The organism is Rouxiella sp. WC2420, from assembly GCF_041200025.1.
Classification (GTDB): Bacteria; Pseudomonadota; Gammaproteobacteria; order Enterobacterales; family Enterobacteriaceae; genus Rouxiella.
In genome coordinates, this window is sequence record NZ_CP165628.1 from 3,965,300 (window position 1) to 3,981,283 (window position 15,984).

14 protein-coding genes are annotated in these 15,984 nt (G+C 52.3%); 11 read left to right on the forward strand and 3 right to left on the reverse strand.

Features of this window, described 5'->3' with window-relative positions; all coding sequences use genetic code 11:
* Positions 1–27 precede the first annotated feature (27 nt).
* Complete coding sequence (bioA, locus tag AB3G37_RS18345) at positions 28–1,305, forward strand: adenosylmethionine--8-amino-7-oxononanoate transaminase (protein ID WP_369788730.1); 1,278 nt, start codon at positions 28–30, stop codon at positions 1,303–1,305.
* 42 nt (positions 1,306–1,347) lie between these two features.
* Here the strand turns inward: bioA and AB3G37_RS18350 are convergent, their stop codons facing one another.
* The gene (locus AB3G37_RS18350; RefSeq protein ID WP_369788731.1) at positions 1,348–2,352 is read right to left on the reverse strand and encodes a LysR family transcriptional regulator; all 1,005 of its coding nucleotides are present in this window, start codon (positions 2,350–2,352) and stop codon (positions 1,348–1,350) included.
* A 130-nt stretch (positions 2,353–2,482) separates the two neighbouring features.
* On the opposite strand from AB3G37_RS18350, the gene AB3G37_RS18355 reads away from it, so the two are divergent.
* The 6 genes from AB3G37_RS18355 (at position 2,483) to AB3G37_RS18380 (ending at position 8,434) form a co-directional block, all read left to right on the forward strand.
* The gene (locus AB3G37_RS18355; RefSeq protein WP_369788732.1) at positions 2,483–3,637 is read left to right on the forward strand and encodes a methionine aminotransferase; all 1,155 of its coding nucleotides are present in this window, start codon (positions 2,483–2,485) and stop codon (positions 3,635–3,637) included.
* A gap of 24 nt (positions 3,638–3,661) precedes the next feature.
* The gene (locus AB3G37_RS18360; protein ID WP_369788733.1) at positions 3,662–4,441 is read left to right on the forward strand and encodes a transporter substrate-binding domain-containing protein; all 780 of its coding nucleotides are present in this window, start codon (positions 3,662–3,664) and stop codon (positions 4,439–4,441) included.
* A gap of 205 nt (positions 4,442–4,646) precedes the next feature.
* Positions 4,647–5,690, forward strand: coding sequence for an NADP-dependent oxidoreductase (locus AB3G37_RS18365; RefSeq protein ID WP_009638869.1), 1,044 nt, complete (start codon positions 4,647–4,649; stop codon positions 5,688–5,690).
* A gap of 42 nt (positions 5,691–5,732) precedes the next feature.
* Entirely contained in the window at positions 5,733–6,413 is a 681-nt protein-coding gene (locus AB3G37_RS18370) for a type 1 glutamine amidotransferase domain-containing protein (RefSeq protein WP_009638870.1), read from the forward strand.
* Positions 6,414–6,454: 41 nt separating this feature from the next.
* Positions 6,455–6,937: a kinase inhibitor gene (locus tag AB3G37_RS18375; protein WP_369788734.1), complete on the forward strand. Its 483-nt coding sequence runs from the start codon at positions 6,455–6,457 to the stop codon at positions 6,935–6,937.
* Positions 6,938–7,126: 189 nt separating this feature from the next.
* Complete coding sequence (locus AB3G37_RS18380) at positions 7,127–8,434, forward strand: putative acyl-CoA thioester hydrolase (protein ID WP_369788735.1); 1,308 nt, start codon at positions 7,127–7,129, stop codon at positions 8,432–8,434.
* 81 nt (positions 8,435–8,515) lie between these two features.
* Here AB3G37_RS18380 and pgl read toward each other — a convergent pair whose 3' ends face one another.
* Positions 8,516–9,517 carry a 6-phosphogluconolactonase gene (pgl, locus tag AB3G37_RS18385; protein ID WP_369790993.1) on the reverse strand — a complete coding sequence of 334 codons (1,002 nt, stop codon included), beginning with the start codon at positions 9,515–9,517 and terminating at the stop codon, positions 8,516–8,518.
* Positions 9,518–9,691: 174 nt separating this feature from the next.
* On the opposite strand from pgl, the gene AB3G37_RS18390 reads away from it, so the two are divergent.
* On the forward strand, positions 9,692–10,510 hold the full coding sequence (locus AB3G37_RS18390; protein ID WP_009638874.1) for a pyridoxal phosphatase: 819 nt from the start codon (positions 9,692–9,694) through the stop codon (positions 10,508–10,510).
* A gap of 84 nt (positions 10,511–10,594) precedes the next feature.
* Here the strand turns inward: AB3G37_RS18390 and AB3G37_RS18395 are convergent, their stop codons facing one another.
* Positions 10,595–10,750, reverse strand: a complete 156-nt coding sequence (locus AB3G37_RS18395) for an AcrZ family multidrug efflux pump-associated protein (protein ID WP_009638875.1) — start codon at positions 10,748–10,750, stop codon at positions 10,595–10,597.
* A 197-nt stretch (positions 10,751–10,947) separates the two neighbouring features.
* On the opposite strand from AB3G37_RS18395, the gene modE reads away from it, so the two are divergent.
* From modE to galE, 3 genes are all read left to right on the forward strand, one after another.
* Complete coding sequence (gene modE, locus AB3G37_RS18400; RefSeq protein WP_369788736.1) at positions 10,948–11,730, forward strand: molybdenum-dependent transcriptional regulator; 783 nt, start codon at positions 10,948–10,950, stop codon at positions 11,728–11,730.
* A 175-nt stretch (positions 11,731–11,905) separates the two neighbouring features.
* The gene (modF, locus tag AB3G37_RS18405) at positions 11,906–13,384 is read left to right on the forward strand and encodes a molybdate ABC transporter ATP-binding protein ModF (protein ID WP_369788737.1); all 1,479 of its coding nucleotides are present in this window, start codon (positions 11,906–11,908) and stop codon (positions 13,382–13,384) included.
* A gap of 1,575 nt (positions 13,385–14,959) precedes the next feature.
* Entirely contained in the window at positions 14,960–15,976 is a 1,017-nt protein-coding gene (gene galE, locus AB3G37_RS18410; protein WP_009638878.1) for a UDP-glucose 4-epimerase GalE, read from the forward strand.
* The last annotated feature ends 8 nt before the right edge of the window (positions 15,977–15,984 follow it).

Here is a 15,984-nt window from a genome sequence, read left to right on the forward strand (position 1 = left end):
TCGACCTGACTTTTGCAAGGAATTTTCATGACGCCCGCCGACCTCGAATTTGATCAACGACATATCTGGCATCCCTACACTTCTATGATCCAGCCACTGCCGACCTATGCGGTGGAATCTGCGCAAGGGGTGCTGCTCAATCTGGCCGATGGCCGCCAACTGATTGACGGCATGTCATCCTGGTGGGCCGCAATCCACGGCTATAACCACCCGCAGTTAAATCAGGCGGCAATTGAACAGATTGGCAAGATGTCGCACGTAATGTTTGGCGGTATCACTCATCCGGCGGCGATCGCGCTGTCAAAACAGTTGGTAGCCATCACTCCAGAAGGCCTGGAATGCGTATTTTTGGCTGATTCAGGATCGGTGGCAGTTGAGGTGTCACTAAAGATGGCAATGCAATACTGGCAGGCGCGCGGCGAAAAACGTCAAAAGCTGTTAACCCTGCGCCACGGTTATCACGGCGATACTTTTGGCGCGATGGCGGTGTGTGACCCGCAGAACTCGATGCACAGTCTGTATCAGGGATATTTGCCAGAACATTTGTTTGCCCCTGCGCCTCAGTGCCGTTTTGATGGCGAATGGCACGCAGAGGACATTGCACCTTTTGTGGCACTGTTGAAAGAGCATGAAAAAGACATTGCCGCAGTCATTCTTGAGCCGGTAGTTCAGGGCGCAGGCGGGATGCGAATTTATCACCCCGAGTATCTGCGTCAGGTGCGAAAACTTTGCGATGAAACAGGCATTCTGATGATTGCCGACGAGATAGCGACCGGCTTTGGCCGCACCGGCAAGCTGTTCGCCTGCGAACATGCCGGGATCGCACCGGACATTCTTTGTCTCGGCAAGGCGCTGACGGGCGGCTACATGACACTGTCCGCCACGCTGACGACCCGCGAGGTCGCTAACGTCATCAGCAATGGCGAAGCGGGATGCTTTATGCACGGCCCGACTTTTATGGGCAATCCGCTGGCCTGCGCCGTCGCCAGCGCCAGCCTGTCATTACTGGCAGAAAACCGCTGGCCGCAGCAGGTCGCAGCAATTGAAGAGCAGCTTAACGCCGAGCTTGCGCCACTCAAACTTCATCCGGCAGTGGCTGATGTGCGAGTGTTGGGAGCGATCGGCGTGGTGGAAATGCGCCAACCCGTGGAGATGGCACACCTGCAGCAGCATTTTGTTGCGCAAGGAGTGTGGATCAGGCCGTTTGGCAAACTGATTTATCTAATGCCGCCGTACGTGATTACCCCTGAGCAGTTGCGTCAGCTCACGCAGGCAGTGGCCAGCGCTCTGCAACAGCTTTATTAAAGCTTGCTGCCCGTGCGAACTGAACTTTGCCGCAGGTGTGAGCTAAACTTTGCCGCCAGTACGGACTAGCTGTCGTGAGGCAGCCAGCAGGGTATCAAGCCTGTTGCGGCTTTCACCAGCCTGCTGATTGAGAAAATCGATGGCAACCTGCAGCGCCGGGTTTGGATTATCGGGGTAAAGCAGTTGATAACTTGCCCCGCTGGCGACACAAAGAGTAAACGGCGCGATCACTCTGTGGGCCTGCAAATCATCCTCAATCAGCGTGAGATCGCCGATCGCCACGCCGTAACCTTGCAACGCCGAGTTAATCGCCAGATCCAGGGTGTCAAAATGCTGGGACTTGCTTGAGGGCAATACCTGTACGCCAGCGGTTTTAAGCCAAAGCAGCCAGTCACGACGATCGCGGGTCGGATGCAGCAGCGTTTGATCCGCCAGACTGCCAAGCCCGATATTTTCTGTCTTTGTCGTTAAAAGATCAGGCTTTGTCGCTAAAAGATCCGGCACGCAAACTGGCGTCAGTACTTCATCGAACAGATGCAGCACGTTGGCCGCATTCTCAACCGGTCTTCCAAACACCACCGCCGCATCAAAATGTTCGCTGCTAAAATCCACCCCATGCGCCACCGAAGCAGTGAGCTCGATCTGCATATCCGGACGATCGTTTTGCAGCTGGATCACCCGCGGTAACAGCCAGCGCATCGAACAGGTTGGACACTTGATGCGCACGGTATCAGGATGACTCGCTACCCGTTGCAGCGCCTCGCCCATTTGTGTCATGGCCATCTGTATCGGCGGCAACAGCTGCGCGCCTCGCGGTGTCAGCGTCAATCCCCTTGCCTGCCTGACAAACAGCGGATACCCAAGATGCGCTTCTAGCCCGGTGACCTGCCTGCTTACCGCACCTTGCGTGATGTGCAACAGCTCGGCGGCGCGCGTCAGATTCAAGGCTTGAGCAACGATGACAAATGTCTTGAGCAAGTTTAGCGGCGGTAAATTGAGTGCCGAATTTGGCAAAGAATGAGGCGAAAAACCCGAGTGTGAACGCATTGTGGTTTGGCTCCAGCCATGACGTCAGATCATGGTAAGTATGACAAACTTTCTATTGTGGACCTAACGAATCTATTGCTTAATCAAACATCACTATTCTGCCCATCCGTTACTGCCCACAGGAGTTAGCATGAAAAGCGCCATGTCCCCGCAGTCGAAATTACCCGACGTCGGCACCACGATTTTTACCGTTATTGGCCAGCTAAGCGCCGAGCATAACGCACTTAACCTGTCTCAGGGCGCGCCAAACTTTTCATGCCAACCTGCGCTGATTGACGCCGTAGCCCAGTCGATGCGTGCAGGCCAAAACCAGTATGCGCCAATGAGCGGCGTTGCGGCGCTGCGTCAGGCACTGTCTGCCAAGGTCGAAGCGCTGTATGGCAGCCATTATGATGCCGACGAGGAAGTCACCATTACTGCCAGCGCCAGTGAAGGGATTTATTCTGCCATCAGCGCGCTGGTTCATCCGGGCGACGAGGTAATCTATTTCGAACCGGCCTTCGACAGCTACTCGCCGATTGTCAGACTGCAAGGTGCAACGCCAGTGCCGATCACTCTGTCGATGGAAGATTTCAGCATCAACTGGGATGAAGTGTCGAGCGCTATCAACAGCCGGACGCGGATGATCATTATCAACAGCCCGCACAACCCGACGGGCGCGATTTTCACCCAGCACGACGTCGACAGACTTACCGCGTTGACCCGCAATACCAACATCGTGATCCTGTCCGATGAAGTCTACGAGCACGTGGTTTTTGACGGCGAACGTCATGAGAGCATGGCGCGTCATGCGGAACTTGCCGAGCGCAGCGTAATTGTTTCCTCGTTTGGCAAAACCTATCACGTTACCGGCTGGCGCGTGGGCTACACGCTGGCCCCAGCGGCGCTGATGGACGAGATCCGCAAGATCCACCAGTTTATGGTCTTTACCGCCGATACCCCAATGCAATACGCGTTTGCCGAGGCGCTGGCCAGTCCGCAAAGTTATTTGGGACTGGCTGATTTTTATCAGCAAAAACGTGATTTACTGATTAATGCGTTGCAGGGTTCACGTTTCGAACTGCTGCCAACGCGCGGCAGCTTCTTTATGCTCGCCAGATTCAGTCATTTCAGCCCGCTGAGTGACGATGAGTTTGTGCTGAGTCTGATTCGCGATCATCAGGTTTCCAGTATTCCGCTGTCGGCATTTTACAGCGGTAATAAACCTACTGGACTGATTCGCCTAAGCTTTGCCAAAGACGATGCGACATTAATTGAAGGCGCGCGCCGTTTGAGCGGCGTTTAAAACATCACTTCTGGAGCGATAAAAATGCATAAATTGAAAAGCCTGATGCTGCTGAGCTGTGCCTTGGCATCTTTTTCTTCCATGGCTACAAGCTCGACCATCAAGTTTGGCCTTGAGGCGCTGTATCCGCCGTTTGAATCCAAATCGGCCACTGGCGAGCTGCAAGGGTTTGATATCGACGTCGGCAATGCGGTCTGTGCGGCGGCAAAGGCCAAATGTGAGTGGAGCGAAACCTCGTTCGACGGCCTAATCCCTGCCCTTCAGGCGCGTAAGTTCGACGCCATCAACTCGGCCATGAACGCCACCGATAAACGTCGTCAGGCGATTGATTTCACAACCGTTATTTATCGTATCCCGACCAAACTGATTGCGAAAACCGACTCTGGCCTGCTGCCGGATGCCGCGTCGTTGAAAGGCAAGCACATTGGCGTGTTACAGGGTTCGATTCAGGAAACTTATGCGCAGGCTCACTGGGCGCCGCAGGGTGTCGATATTGTGTCATATCAGGACCAGGATCAGGTCTATCTCGATTTGACCTCAGGCCGTCTTGACGGAACGCTGGTCATGGCACCGGCGGGCCAGAAAGGCTTCCTCGATCGCCCGGACGGCAAGGGTTATGGCTTCGTCGGCGATTCCGTGCGTGATGACAAAATCCTCGGCAGCGGCATTGCTTTTGGCGTGCGTAAAGGCGATACCGCCAACAAAGAGCGCCTCGACAAAGCCATTGCGCAAATCAAGCAAGACGGCGTCGTTACCCGGCTGGCGAAAAAATATTTTGGCGATCTCGACGTAACTGCCAAATAAGCTTGAGGTTTCTCCCGCCACTATCATCAGATGGTGGCGGATAACTTGACCATTCCCCGCAATAATCCTTTTATTATTATTCATTAACAAAATACTCCTGCCAATTCCTGTACCTTGCCGCGGGTCCCCTGTAGTGTCGCTTACACGTTTCGCCTTGCGTTCTATACTTATACTTGGTGGAAGTTTTTAAATATAAGGAATCAGTATGTCTCAGAAATCATCCGTTAATCGTCGCTTCGTTCTCGCCTCTCGTCCAACCGGTCTGCCAGTAGCAGAAAATTTCCGTCTGGAAGAAACCGAGCTGCCAAAACCGGCAGAAGGCCAACTGCTGCTGCGCACGGTGTATCTGTCGCTTGACCCTTACATGCGTGGTCGTATGAGTGCCGGTCCTTCTTATGCGCCACCGGTTGAGATTGATCACGTCATGACTGGCGGTGCCGTATCGCGCGTAGTTGAATCGAAAGACGCCAACTTCAAGACCGGTGACTGGGTGGTAGCCACCAACGGCTGGCAGGATTACGCAGTGGTTAATGCCAAAGAAGCCAGAAAACTCGAAGGCGCTGCACTGAAGCATCCTTCGCTGGCACTTGGCGTGCTCGGCATGCCTGGCTTTACCGCCTTTATGGGGCTGTTGGATATCGGCCAGCCAAAAGCCGGTGAAACAGTGGTCGTTGCCGCAGCGACCGGTCCGGTCGGCTCATTGGTTGGGCAAATCGCCAAGCTTAAAGGCTGTAAAGTGGTGGGTATCGCCGGTGGAGAAGAGAAATGTCGCTACGCGGTCGAGCATTTCGGTTTTGATGAATGCCTGGATCACCGCGCGGCCAATCTCCCACAGCGCCTGAAAGAAGCCTGCCCGCGCGGCATTGACGTGTATTACGAAAACGTTGGAGGTGCAGTGTTCGAGGCGGTGTTACCTCTGCTCAATACCAAGGCTCGCGTACCAGTGTGCGGCGTGATCGCGCAATATAATGACGTCGACAACAAGAAAGGTGGCGAGGCTATGACCCTGCTGACCAACACTATCTTGAAGAAACGCCTGCGCGTTGAAGGTTTCATTATTTTTGATGACTACGGTCATCGCTATCCAGAATTTGCAGCCCAGATGAGTGAATGGTTCTCGGCCGATAAAATCAAATTCCGCGAACAAATCGTTAAAGATTTGGAAAGTGCGCCAGCCTCGTTGAATGACGTTTTGCTGGGCAAAAACTTCGGCAAGATGGTGATTCAGGTAGGCCAGGAAGAAGCCTAAGTTTTTACAGGTACGTTACTGAAATCATTGGAGATAGATGATATGAAATTACTTATGGTATTAACTTCTCACGATAAACTTGGCGATACTGGCAAGAAAACCGGATTCTGGCTCGAGGAATTCACTGCCCCTTACTATGAATTTCTCGACGCTGGTGCGGACATCACTTTGGCCTCCCCCAAGGGGGGCCGACCTCCGCTTGATCCAAAAAGTGATGAAGCGGATTCGCAAACCGAAACCACAGAACGTTTTCGTCACGACAAAGATGCCCAAAAACTTCTGGCTACCACCCGCAAGTTATCGGAAGTTTATGAAAGTGACTTTGATGCGGTGTTTTATCCCGGAGGTCACGGTCCACTGTGGGATTTGGCGGAAGATGCTGATTCTATTGCGCTAATCGAAGCCTTCTGGCGTGCCGACAAACCCGTGGCTGCTGTGTGTCACGCGCCCGGCGTGTTCCGCCATGTCGAAATAGATGATTTACCGCTGGTCAAAGACAAGCATGTTACCGGCTTTAGTAACAGTGAAGAGGAAGCGGTTCAGCTTACCAATGTTGTGCCTTTCCTGGTTGAAGACGAGCTGAAGAAAAACGGTGGCGAATACAGCAAAGCGGCCGACTGGCGTCCTTACGTGTTGGTTGACGGCAAGCTGATCACCGGCCAGAATCCGGCCTCTTCCGCAGGCGTTGCTCAGGCATTGTTGAAAATGCTAGGCTCGGTCTGAAAATTTCAAAGCGTAAATTTAACCAGTTTGCAGGGGATATAATGGCTTTTACGATTAAAAGTAACGATCTCAAAGACGGCGACAAGATGCCTAATGGTCAAGTATTCAACGGCATGGGTTATCAGGGTAACAACCTCTCTCCCCACCTAAGCTGGGAAAATGCCCCGGCCGGAACCAAAAGCTTTGCTATCACCTGCTACGACCCTGACGCGCCGACGGGTTCTGGCTGGTGGCACTGGGGCGTCGCCAACCTGCCCGCCGATCTGCATGAGCTGCCTGCCGGCGCTGGGTCGGACAAGGGCGGCCTGCCTGTGGGTGCAGTGCAAACGCGCACCGATTTCGGCAAAGCGGGTTACGGCGGTGCTGCACCTCCGCAGGGCGAGCATCATCGTTACATCTTCACTGTCTACGCGCTCGACGTTGAACATCTTGAAGTCAGCGAAGAGTCCAGCGGTGCTTATCTCGGCTTCAACATTCACTTCCACACGCTGGGCAAAGCCTCTCTGACGGTGATTTATAGCTAAGATTGATGCTTTTTTGTTTGCACAATAAATATTTTCTAATGATAAAATCCGGTTTGTGATACAAAACAACCCTGTTTTTGTCTGGGAAGTTTGTAAGCTGCAACCCAGTTAGCAAAAAAAACCGCATTCGAAATGATAAGTGGTCAGCCGTGCTGGCCGCTTTTTTTGTGCATCAAGGAGTCAGACACAGTGAAAATTTCCACCCTGTCGCGTGCCAGCGCTGCTTTATCCGCCACATTGCTTTTGGCTGCATGTAGCCATAGTCCGGAAAATCAATCTACTCAGATTGCACCGGGAACCGCGGCACTGCCAGTCCTGAGCGCCGATGAAGCGGCAAACTATACGGCGAAATCCTATCTGGCCTTTGGTGGGCCATCCGTTCAAGTGCAGCAGCAGGGCTGGACGCCAGTGCTGGCAAAAACCGACGGCGTGAAAAATGTGTACGTCGTCGGTCCCAAGAAAGGGGCTGACGGCGCAGAGTTCACCTCAGTGCAACAGGCCGTTGAAGCTGCGCTGGCTGACCACAATCACGGCGAACGTGAATACATCAAAGTTCTGCCAGGCACTTATACCGGTGCAATTTACATCCCTGCCGGTTCTGCGCCAATCAGCCTGTTTGGTGCCGGTGACAGTGCCGACCAGGTGGTGTTGCAGCTTGGTTTGGAAGCGGGCGTAGCGCCTGCGGATTACCGCAAGTCAGTCAATCCTAACGGCGAATTCCTGCCGGGCGATCGCGCGTGGTACATGTACAACCTGTGCGCCAATCCGCAAAACCAGACCCTTGGTGCAAGCTGTAGCGCAACGCTGTGGTCACAGGGTAATGGCCTGCAATTGCAGAACCTGACCATCGCCAACAGCTTGCAGGACAGCACCGACGCGGGCGAACATCCTGCTGTTGCGCTGCGCGTTGACGGCGATCGGACGCTGCTGGAAAACGTGCACCTGCTGGGCCGCGAAAACACCCTGATGGTCAATACTGCCGACATCAATAATAAACCGGTAACCAGCCGCTACAGCCGCGTTTACGTACACAACAGCCTGATTGCAGGCGACGTAGATTATGTGACCGGACAGGCTGACGCCGTGTTTGACCACGTTGAATTCCACACTCTCTCGAGCCGTGGCGTTAAGCAGGCCAGCATTTTCGCACCGATTACTCCGGCCAATGTGTCTTACGGTTATCTAGTAACCGACAGTAACCTGACTGCCGATAAAGGCTTTGCAGGACAAGGCGCAGCAGCGAAAGCGATACTGGGACGTTCGGTTGATTTAGGCGCAGATCAGGGCGGTTACACTGCCGGTTCAACGCCAAACGGCCAACTGGTGATCCGCGACAGCCAGATTGATGCGACCAGCTATAACCTGCAACAGCCGTGGGGCGAAGCGCTTTACTCTCAGCGTCCGTTCTCTGGCAACGTGGCACCGAACCGCAATCTTAATGACGCCGGTTTCAACCGCCTGTGGCAGTACAACAACACCGTGCCTGCGGTGAAATAACGCTCTACGGCAAGACGTTAAAAATAAAAACGCCAGACTCGTCAGCCTGGCGTTTTTTTTCGATCCTGAAAAGCAAACAGACTAGTGATGCAGCTCGATAATAGTGACCCACATCGCGCCCTTGCCGACCGGATAGGTCTTAAGGCGAGTCAGTTTGCCTGTGGCCTGATCGATTTTCGCCACTTCAATATCAGGGGATTTCTGACCGGCGGTTATCACATATTTGCCGTGATGGTCGATATTGAAGCCGCGTGGCTGTGTCTGGGTTGGGTGATGCCCTACCAGCGTCAACTCGCTGCCATCGGCAGACACTTTAATCACTGACAGCGTGCTTGCGGTTCGATCGGAGGCATAAAGATACTGGCCATCTGGAGTGATATGCAGATCGGCAGACCAGCGCTCGCCGCTGAAATCAGCAGGCAGGATATCCAGCGTTTGCACGTTCCGGTATTCGCCGCTGGTTACGTCTTTCTGGTACGCGTCCACGGTGCCATTCAGCTCATTGACGCAGTAGGCGAAATGCTGATTTGGATGAAACGCCATATGACGCGGACCTGCGCCTGACACGGTAGAAAGTTCGGCAGGCTTGTGCGCGGTTGCTTCGCCTTGCAGATTAAAATCGAACAGGCGGATATGGTCCTCTTTCAGCGCAGGGATCATCAGCAATTGATTGGTCGGATTCATATTGGCCGAGTGCGGAGCCTGCAGGTCTTCAAGCACTTGATGCGGAGCCAGTGCCACGCCATCATCGCCAATCTTGTGGATGCTGACATTGTTGTAACTGTAGGAAGCGCTGAAAACAAAACGGCCTTGTAAATCGATACCAAGATGCGTTGGGCTGCCTGGTAAAGGCGCTTGCCCAGCCAGTTCCAGCTTGCCGTCGTGGCCAATGTCATAAGTCACAATGGAAAATTCCGGGCGCACGCCGACATAAAGTTGACGTGAGTCCGGCGAGGCAACCATTGGCTGAACCTGACCCGGAACTTCCACCACCTGTAGCAGTGACAGCTCACCGTCTTCGTGGAGGTTGAAGGCGTGAATCTGCTGACTGTCGGGACTGGCAACATAAACGACTTGTTTCATCATATCTCCTTATTAAATCTGAAAATGGGTACGTTTTATTAAAAGAGCAGGGTTTCAGCATAGCTTAACACCTTGCTAAAGCATTAGCCCTTGATGCGAGGTTTTAACATTTAGATTTAAGGTGTAACATCTATAGCCTTAATTTTAGACAATGACACTCTGCTGGAACCGCTCATGACTTACCGCGTTATCGCGCTCGATCTCGACGGCACGCTGCTTGACCGTCAAAAACGTATTCTCCCTGAATCTCTGGCTGCTTTGGCTGACGCGCGCGCTGCGGGTGTTAAAGTCATCGTGGTGACCGGACGCCATCACGTGGCAATCCGTTCGTTTTATAAAACCTTAGAACTGGATACTCCGGCCATTTGCTGCAACGGCACTTATCTTTATGATTTTCAGGCGCAAAAAGTGTTGGCCTCCGATCCACTGGATAAAATCAAAGCCAAAAAGGTGATCGACCTGCTGGAGTTTTACGGGATCCACGGCTTGCTGTACGTTGATGATGCGATGCTGTATCAGCAGACCAGCGGCCACGTTGAACGTTCGATTATCTGGGGAAAAACCTTGCCAGAAGGCCAGCAGCCGACGATTAGTCAGGTCAACAGCCTGCGTGAAGCCGCAGACGAAGCACAGTCGATCTGGAAATTTGCTACCTCGCATCACGATTTAGACGCTTTGGAAGCCTTCGCACAACAGGCCGAGAAAGAGCTGGGTCTCGCATGCGAATGGTCATGGCACGATCAGGTTGACGTCGCCAAAGGTGGCAACAGCAAGGGTAAACGCCTGCAACAGTGGGTAGAATCTCAAGGGATAAGCATGAGCGAAGTCATCGCCTTTGGTGATAATTTCAATGACCTTAGCATGCTGGAAAACGTCGGCCTTGGCGTGGCGATGGGTAACGCCGTTGATGAGATTAAGTTACGTGCCGGGCTGGTGATCGCCGACAACGAACAACCGGGCATTGCAGATGTGATCCGCACAAAAGTGCTTTAGAGTATTTTAGCCCGTGAGAAATTGCGGGTTATCCATAAAAAAACCCGGCGTGATGACCGGGTTTCATTAGCAATAGGCAGAGATTCAGCTTTTAGGTTCGCTGTGTGACTCTTTTGAGTGACCGACTTTGGAAATCACGTTAAACAGCTCGCCCATGCCGTAAATCAGACCTAATACCAAGGCGATAAAAATAGGCACCATAATTATCGCAAACAGCAAACTTTCCAGTAGTTCCAACATGATAGCCTCTCTTCGCTAAAGCATCAGCCTTTTAAGCAAATGCAAAAATATGTAACTAATCTTAACAGCGTTTTGGCTGATTTACTTTAGCTTTTCGCCAACTCTTTAAGAACTCCCAGCAATCGGCGACAATGCCCTATTATCAAGTTATGCCTCAAACCATAACTTTTGCTGACGCCAAGGTTGGACCCTCATTTATGCAAGCTGAAATCCTGTTAACCCTGAAACTGCAACAGCGCGTGTTCGCCGACCCGCGCCGTATCGAATTACTTAAACAGGTAAAAATTACCGGCTCAATCAGCCAAGGGGCAAAGCTGGCCGGAATTAGTTATAAAAGTGCCTGGGATGCGATTAACGAAATGAACCAGCTAGCCGACCAAACGCTGGTTGAACGCAACACCGGCGGCAAAGGCGGTGGCGGCGCGGTGCTGACTCGCTACGGCGAGCGCCTGATCCAGCTGTTTGATTTACTTGCCCAAATCCAGCAAAAAGCTTTTGATGTGCTTAAAGATGACGGCCTGCCCCTCGACAGCCTGCTCGCGGCGATCTCTCGTTTCTCGCTGCAAACCAGCGCGCGTAATCAGCTTTTTGGTACAGTCATCGAGCGCGATCATGAAGAGGTCCAACAGCATATCAATGTCCTGCTTGCCGATGGTAAAACGCGGATTCGTGCCGCTCTCACGCAACAAAGCGCCGACCGTCTTTCTTTGCTCCCAGGCAAAGAGATCCTCGCACTGATAAAAGCGCCGTGGATAAGCCTGAGCTATCAGGCCAGCAATAACGATAACGCGTTGTTAGGGAAGGTTCAGAGTATCCAGCATGGTGCGGATAACTGTGAGGTACTGATTGCCCTGCAAGGGGGCGAAATTCTGTGTGCCACTCTGGCGACTAAAGAAGTCGATAAAATGGCACTCAAAGAAGATGCAGAGGTCTACGCACAATTTGATGCCGACCAGGTGATTATCGCCACGCTGTGCTAAAGCTATTATTAATCAATATCTTGCATTTTTAGCGCTGACAGTTTGCAGAATTGTCAATTGACTTGGGCCGGTGATGAGCTTATCCCTAAAATTCTTAATGATTCATTTTAATAAGAATCTCAGGGTATAAGACCCCGCGCGGGCAACCCCAAGGTCATAAGCAGGCAGGAGCAAAATGTCATCTTTATCTATTTCACAAGCCATTTTCCGTCTTAGCGATACGCGCACTCTCGATTTACCCGAGTTAACCTTGCGCCAGGGTGAAACCTGGTCTTTCGTCGGCTCGAACGGTAGCGGAAAATCGGCCCTGGCGCGTGCCATTGCTGGAGATTTGGGGTTATTGGAAGGCTCGCGCAACAGCGATTTCGGCAGCATTGTTCGCCTCTCTTTTGAGCAGTTGCAAAAGCTGGTGGCCGACGAATGGCAGCGCAATAACACCGATATGTTAAGCGCCGATGAAGACGATACTGGCCGAACCACTGCTGAAATTATTCAGGAGCAGGTCCATGATGCGGCCCGCTGCGAGAAGCTGGCGGCGCAGTTTGGTATTGCGCACCTGTTGAGTCGACGCTTCAAATATCTTTCAACTGGCGAAACACGTAAAACGCTGCTGTGCCAGGTATTGATGCAACAACCCGATCTTTTGGTGCTCGATGAACCGTTTGACGGGCTAGACGTCAAGGCGCGGGAACAGCTGGCGGAGATGCTGGCAGAGCTTGCCGCGCAGGGCCAGACGATGGTGCTGGTATTGAACCGCTTCGATGATATTCCTGATTTTATCCAATACGTTGGCGTGCTTGCTGACTGCTCTTTGGCGTCTGTCGGGCCGCGTCAGCAAGTGTTGTCAGAGGCGTTGGTTGCCCAGTTGGCGCATAGCGAAACGCTGAGCGGGATGAATTTGCCCGAAGCTGAGGATCCGACCCAGAAAGCCCTGTTGCCTGCCGATCAACCGCTGATCGTACTTCGTAATGGTGTGGTTCAGTACAACGACAAACCTATCTTGCACGGGCTGACTTGGCAGGTGGATGTGGGACAGCATTGGCAAATCGTCGGTCAAAACGGAGCCGGGAAATCGACCCTGCTAAGCCTTATCACTGGCGATCATGCACAGGGTTACAGCAACGATTTAACCTTGTTTGGTCGCCGTCGTGGCAGCGGAGAAACCATCTGGGATATCAAGCGCCATATCGGCTATGTCAGCAGTAGCCTGCATCTCGATTACCGCGTCAGTTCAAATGTTCGCAACGTAATTTTATCCGGATTCTTTGATTCGATTGGCATTTATCAGGCCGTTTCCGATCGCCAACAGCAGCTGACCACCCAATGGCTGGAACTGCTTGGATTGGGCGGACGCACGGCTGATACGCCATTCCATAGCCTCTCCTGGGGTCAACAACGTCTGGCGCTAATTGCGCGTGCGCTGGTCAAACACCCTGCCTTGCTGATCCTCGATGAACCATTACAAGGCCTTGACCCGCTTAACCGCCAATTGGTGCGACGCTTTATCGACGTGCTGATCGGCGAAGGCAACACCCAGCTACTGTTCGTTTCCCATCATGCGGAAGATGCCCCGCAATGTATTTCACATCGACTGACTTTTGTGCCGGATGGGGAGATTTATCAATACCAGATTGATGAGCTGGATCGCGGTTAGGTTGGTTTTAGATTGGGAATCTAAAGGCAACTTTTTGTTTTAGGGATTGGGGCAGCGCACTAGGGTTTAATTCAGCATCTTGTGCTGCGCACGGCCTTTAATGCTGCGCATGGCTTAGGTGTTGCGCACGGCCTTTAGCTTAACTTCAAATTCAACTTTAACTTCAACTTCAAATTCAACTTCATGCGCTTCGCTTACTGGGCTGCGGCCCAGACCGCCTCAAGGGTGGCCCTTGGGCCGCCACCCTTAAGAATCCCGGGCCCCTTTTCTCGTGACCAGATTGGTGCAAAAAAAGTAGATCGTTTCAGAAGCCTCCTTGCGTGGCGTTGGCCACGGCCCTGCGGGCTGCCTTCACTCAGTCGGGAGCCAAAAGCGTCTCCCTTTCCTTCGCTCAGCGTAGGCCTGAGGCCGCCAATAGTAGCTAAAAAGAAAAACCGGCAACTCTACGGCGGTCAAAAGCCGATCTCACAAAGATAGGTCTCTTAGGTTTGTTCGAGACTAAATATAACTTTTGATTTCGTTTTTGAATTAATAAAACCGATATTCACAGAATGTCACCTTCAAAAAAAATTCTTGTCAGAAGAAAGGCCTTTTGACCTCAGCTTAGGTTGCCGATTTTTCTTTAATAGCCCTGATTGGCGGCCTCGGGGCGGCGCTAAGGGAGGGAGAAAGACGTTTTTGGCTTTCGAACGAACGAGGGGACCGCGCAGCGGCGCGACCAACGCCACACACAGTCGCAACTGAAACGAACTCATCGTCTGGTGCCGTAAAGGCAAACAAAACCAAAGGGCGCGGAGATGCAAGAGGGCTCGCCCTGAAGACCTCTTGCCCGGTTCCGGCACTGCCGGTTAATTGACCATTGAAATGAGTGAACCGGAAAAACTGCTCGGTGATTATTGACCTTAAAAAGCCCGTGCGCAGCATCTAAAGCCCGTGCGCAGCACCCAAAACGCGGAGATGCAAGAGGGCTCGCCCTGAAGACCTCTTGCCCGGTTCCGGCACTGCCGGCTAATTGACCATTGAATTTAGTGAACCGGAAAAACGCCTCGGTGATCATTGACCTTAAAAAGCCCGTGCGCAGCATCTACAGCGCTGAGATGCTGCCGGCTAAATATCCAATGAAATGAGTGAACCGGAAAACGCCTCGGTGATTATTGACCTTAAAAAGCCCGAGCGCAGCATCTAAAGCCAGCGCACAGCACCTACAGCGCTGAGATGCTGCCGGTTAAATGATCATTGAAATGAGTGAACCGGAAAAATGGCTCATAGTTTATTGGTTTAAGAGTTGATACAGGGCAGTAGACCACAAGAATCAGCCTGAATAATTGACTTAAAACTAACCTCGGAAATTGCCCATAAAAAACAATTTTGCAATAAAAAAATCACTGTAATCGATTACACTATACGTATCCCAAGGGTTCAAAGGGGATTATCCCCTTCCCTATCCCCCATGGTACGAAGCCTATCACAGTGGTAAACTAGAGGTGTAAACGATTCCATTTTATAAGATGGATCACCTTTTTACGCACCACAGCATGATATTGTTACCCACATCATTTCCATCAAGGAGTCGATATGTACGTTCTAGTGACAGGTGGTAGCGGTTACATTGGTAGCCATACTTGCGTTCAATTAATTGAAGCGGGCTATTCGCCAATCATTCTGGATAACCTTTGCAACAGCAAAGCCAGCGTTTTGGAACGCATCACTACTCTGACGGGTAAAACTCCCGTTCTGATCCAGGGCGATATTCGCGACCGCGCATTGCTGGACAAAATCTTCAGCGAATATAAAGTCGATTCGGTTATTCACTTTGCCGGCCTGAAAGCCGTGGGTGAGTCGGTGAACAAACCGCTGGAATATTACGATAACAACGTTCACGGCTCGCTGGTGCTGGTTGAAGCAATGCGCGCCGCTGGCGTGACTAACCTCATTTTTAGTTCATCGGCCACAGTTTACGGCGATCAGCCTAAAACCCCTTACGTTGAAGATTTCCCAACCGGAACGCCTTCCAGCCCTTATGGCCAAAGCAAACTGATGGTTGAGAAAATCCTGCAAGATTTGCAGCGTGCGCAACCGAACTGGAGCATCTCTCTGCTGCGCTATTTCAATCCAGTCGGTGCGCATCCGTCGGGCCTGATGGGTGAAGATCCACAAGGTATCCCCAACAACCTGATGCCGTTTATCGCGCAGGTTGCCGTAGGTCGTCGCGAGTCGCTGTCAGTATTTGGCAACGACTATGACACTCCAGACGGTACCTGTCTGCGTGACTACATTCACGTGGTCGATCTGGCCGATGGTCACATCGCCGCGATGAAAACCCTGCATGACAAACCGGGCGTACACATTTACAACCTCGGAGCAGGTGTCGGCAAGAGCGTTCTTGATGTTATCAATGCCTTCAGCGAAGCCTGTGGCAAGCCGGTGAATTACCACTTTGCCCCGCGCCGCGCTGGAGATTTGCCAGCTTATTGGGCTGATCCGGGCAAGGCGGCCAAAGAGCTGAATTGGCGTGTAAGCCGTACTTTGGAAAACATGGCGGACGATACCTGGCTGTGGCAATCAAAAAACCCACAGGGCTATCCAGATTAAGGAAAGAG

Coding starts and splice junctions, on each gene's coding strand:
- bioA (WP_369788730.1), top strand. CDS start 28: ATGACGCCCGCCGACCTCGAATTTGATCAACGACATATCTGGCATCCC.
- AB3G37_RS18350 (WP_369788731.1), bottom strand. CDS start 2,352: ATGCGTTCACACTCGGGTTTTTCGCCTCATTCTTTGCCAAATTCGGCA.
- AB3G37_RS18355 (WP_369788732.1), top strand. CDS start 2,483: ATGAAAAGCGCCATGTCCCCGCAGTCGAAATTACCCGACGTCGGCACC.
- AB3G37_RS18360 (WP_369788733.1), top strand. CDS start 3,662: ATGCATAAATTGAAAAGCCTGATGCTGCTGAGCTGTGCCTTGGCATCT.
- AB3G37_RS18365 (WP_009638869.1), top strand. CDS start 4,647: ATGTCTCAGAAATCATCCGTTAATCGTCGCTTCGTTCTCGCCTCTCGT.
- AB3G37_RS18370 (WP_009638870.1), top strand. CDS start 5,733: ATGAAATTACTTATGGTATTAACTTCTCACGATAAACTTGGCGATACT.
- AB3G37_RS18375 (WP_369788734.1), top strand. CDS start 6,455: ATGGCTTTTACGATTAAAAGTAACGATCTCAAAGACGGCGACAAGATG.
- pgl (WP_369790993.1), bottom strand. CDS start 9,517: ATGAAACAAGTCGTTTATGTTGCCAGTCCCGACAGTCAGCAGATTCAC.
- AB3G37_RS18390 (WP_009638874.1), top strand. CDS start 9,692: ATGACTTACCGCGTTATCGCGCTCGATCTCGACGGCACGCTGCTTGAC.
- AB3G37_RS18395 (WP_009638875.1), bottom strand. CDS start 10,750: ATGTTGGAACTACTGGAAAGTTTGCTGTTTGCGATAATTATGGTGCCT.
- modE (WP_369788736.1), top strand. CDS start 10,948: ATGCAAGCTGAAATCCTGTTAACCCTGAAACTGCAACAGCGCGTGTTC.
- modF (WP_369788737.1), top strand. CDS start 11,906: ATGTCATCTTTATCTATTTCACAAGCCATTTTCCGTCTTAGCGATACG.
- galE (WP_009638878.1), top strand. CDS start 14,960: ATGTACGTTCTAGTGACAGGTGGTAGCGGTTACATTGGTAGCCATACT.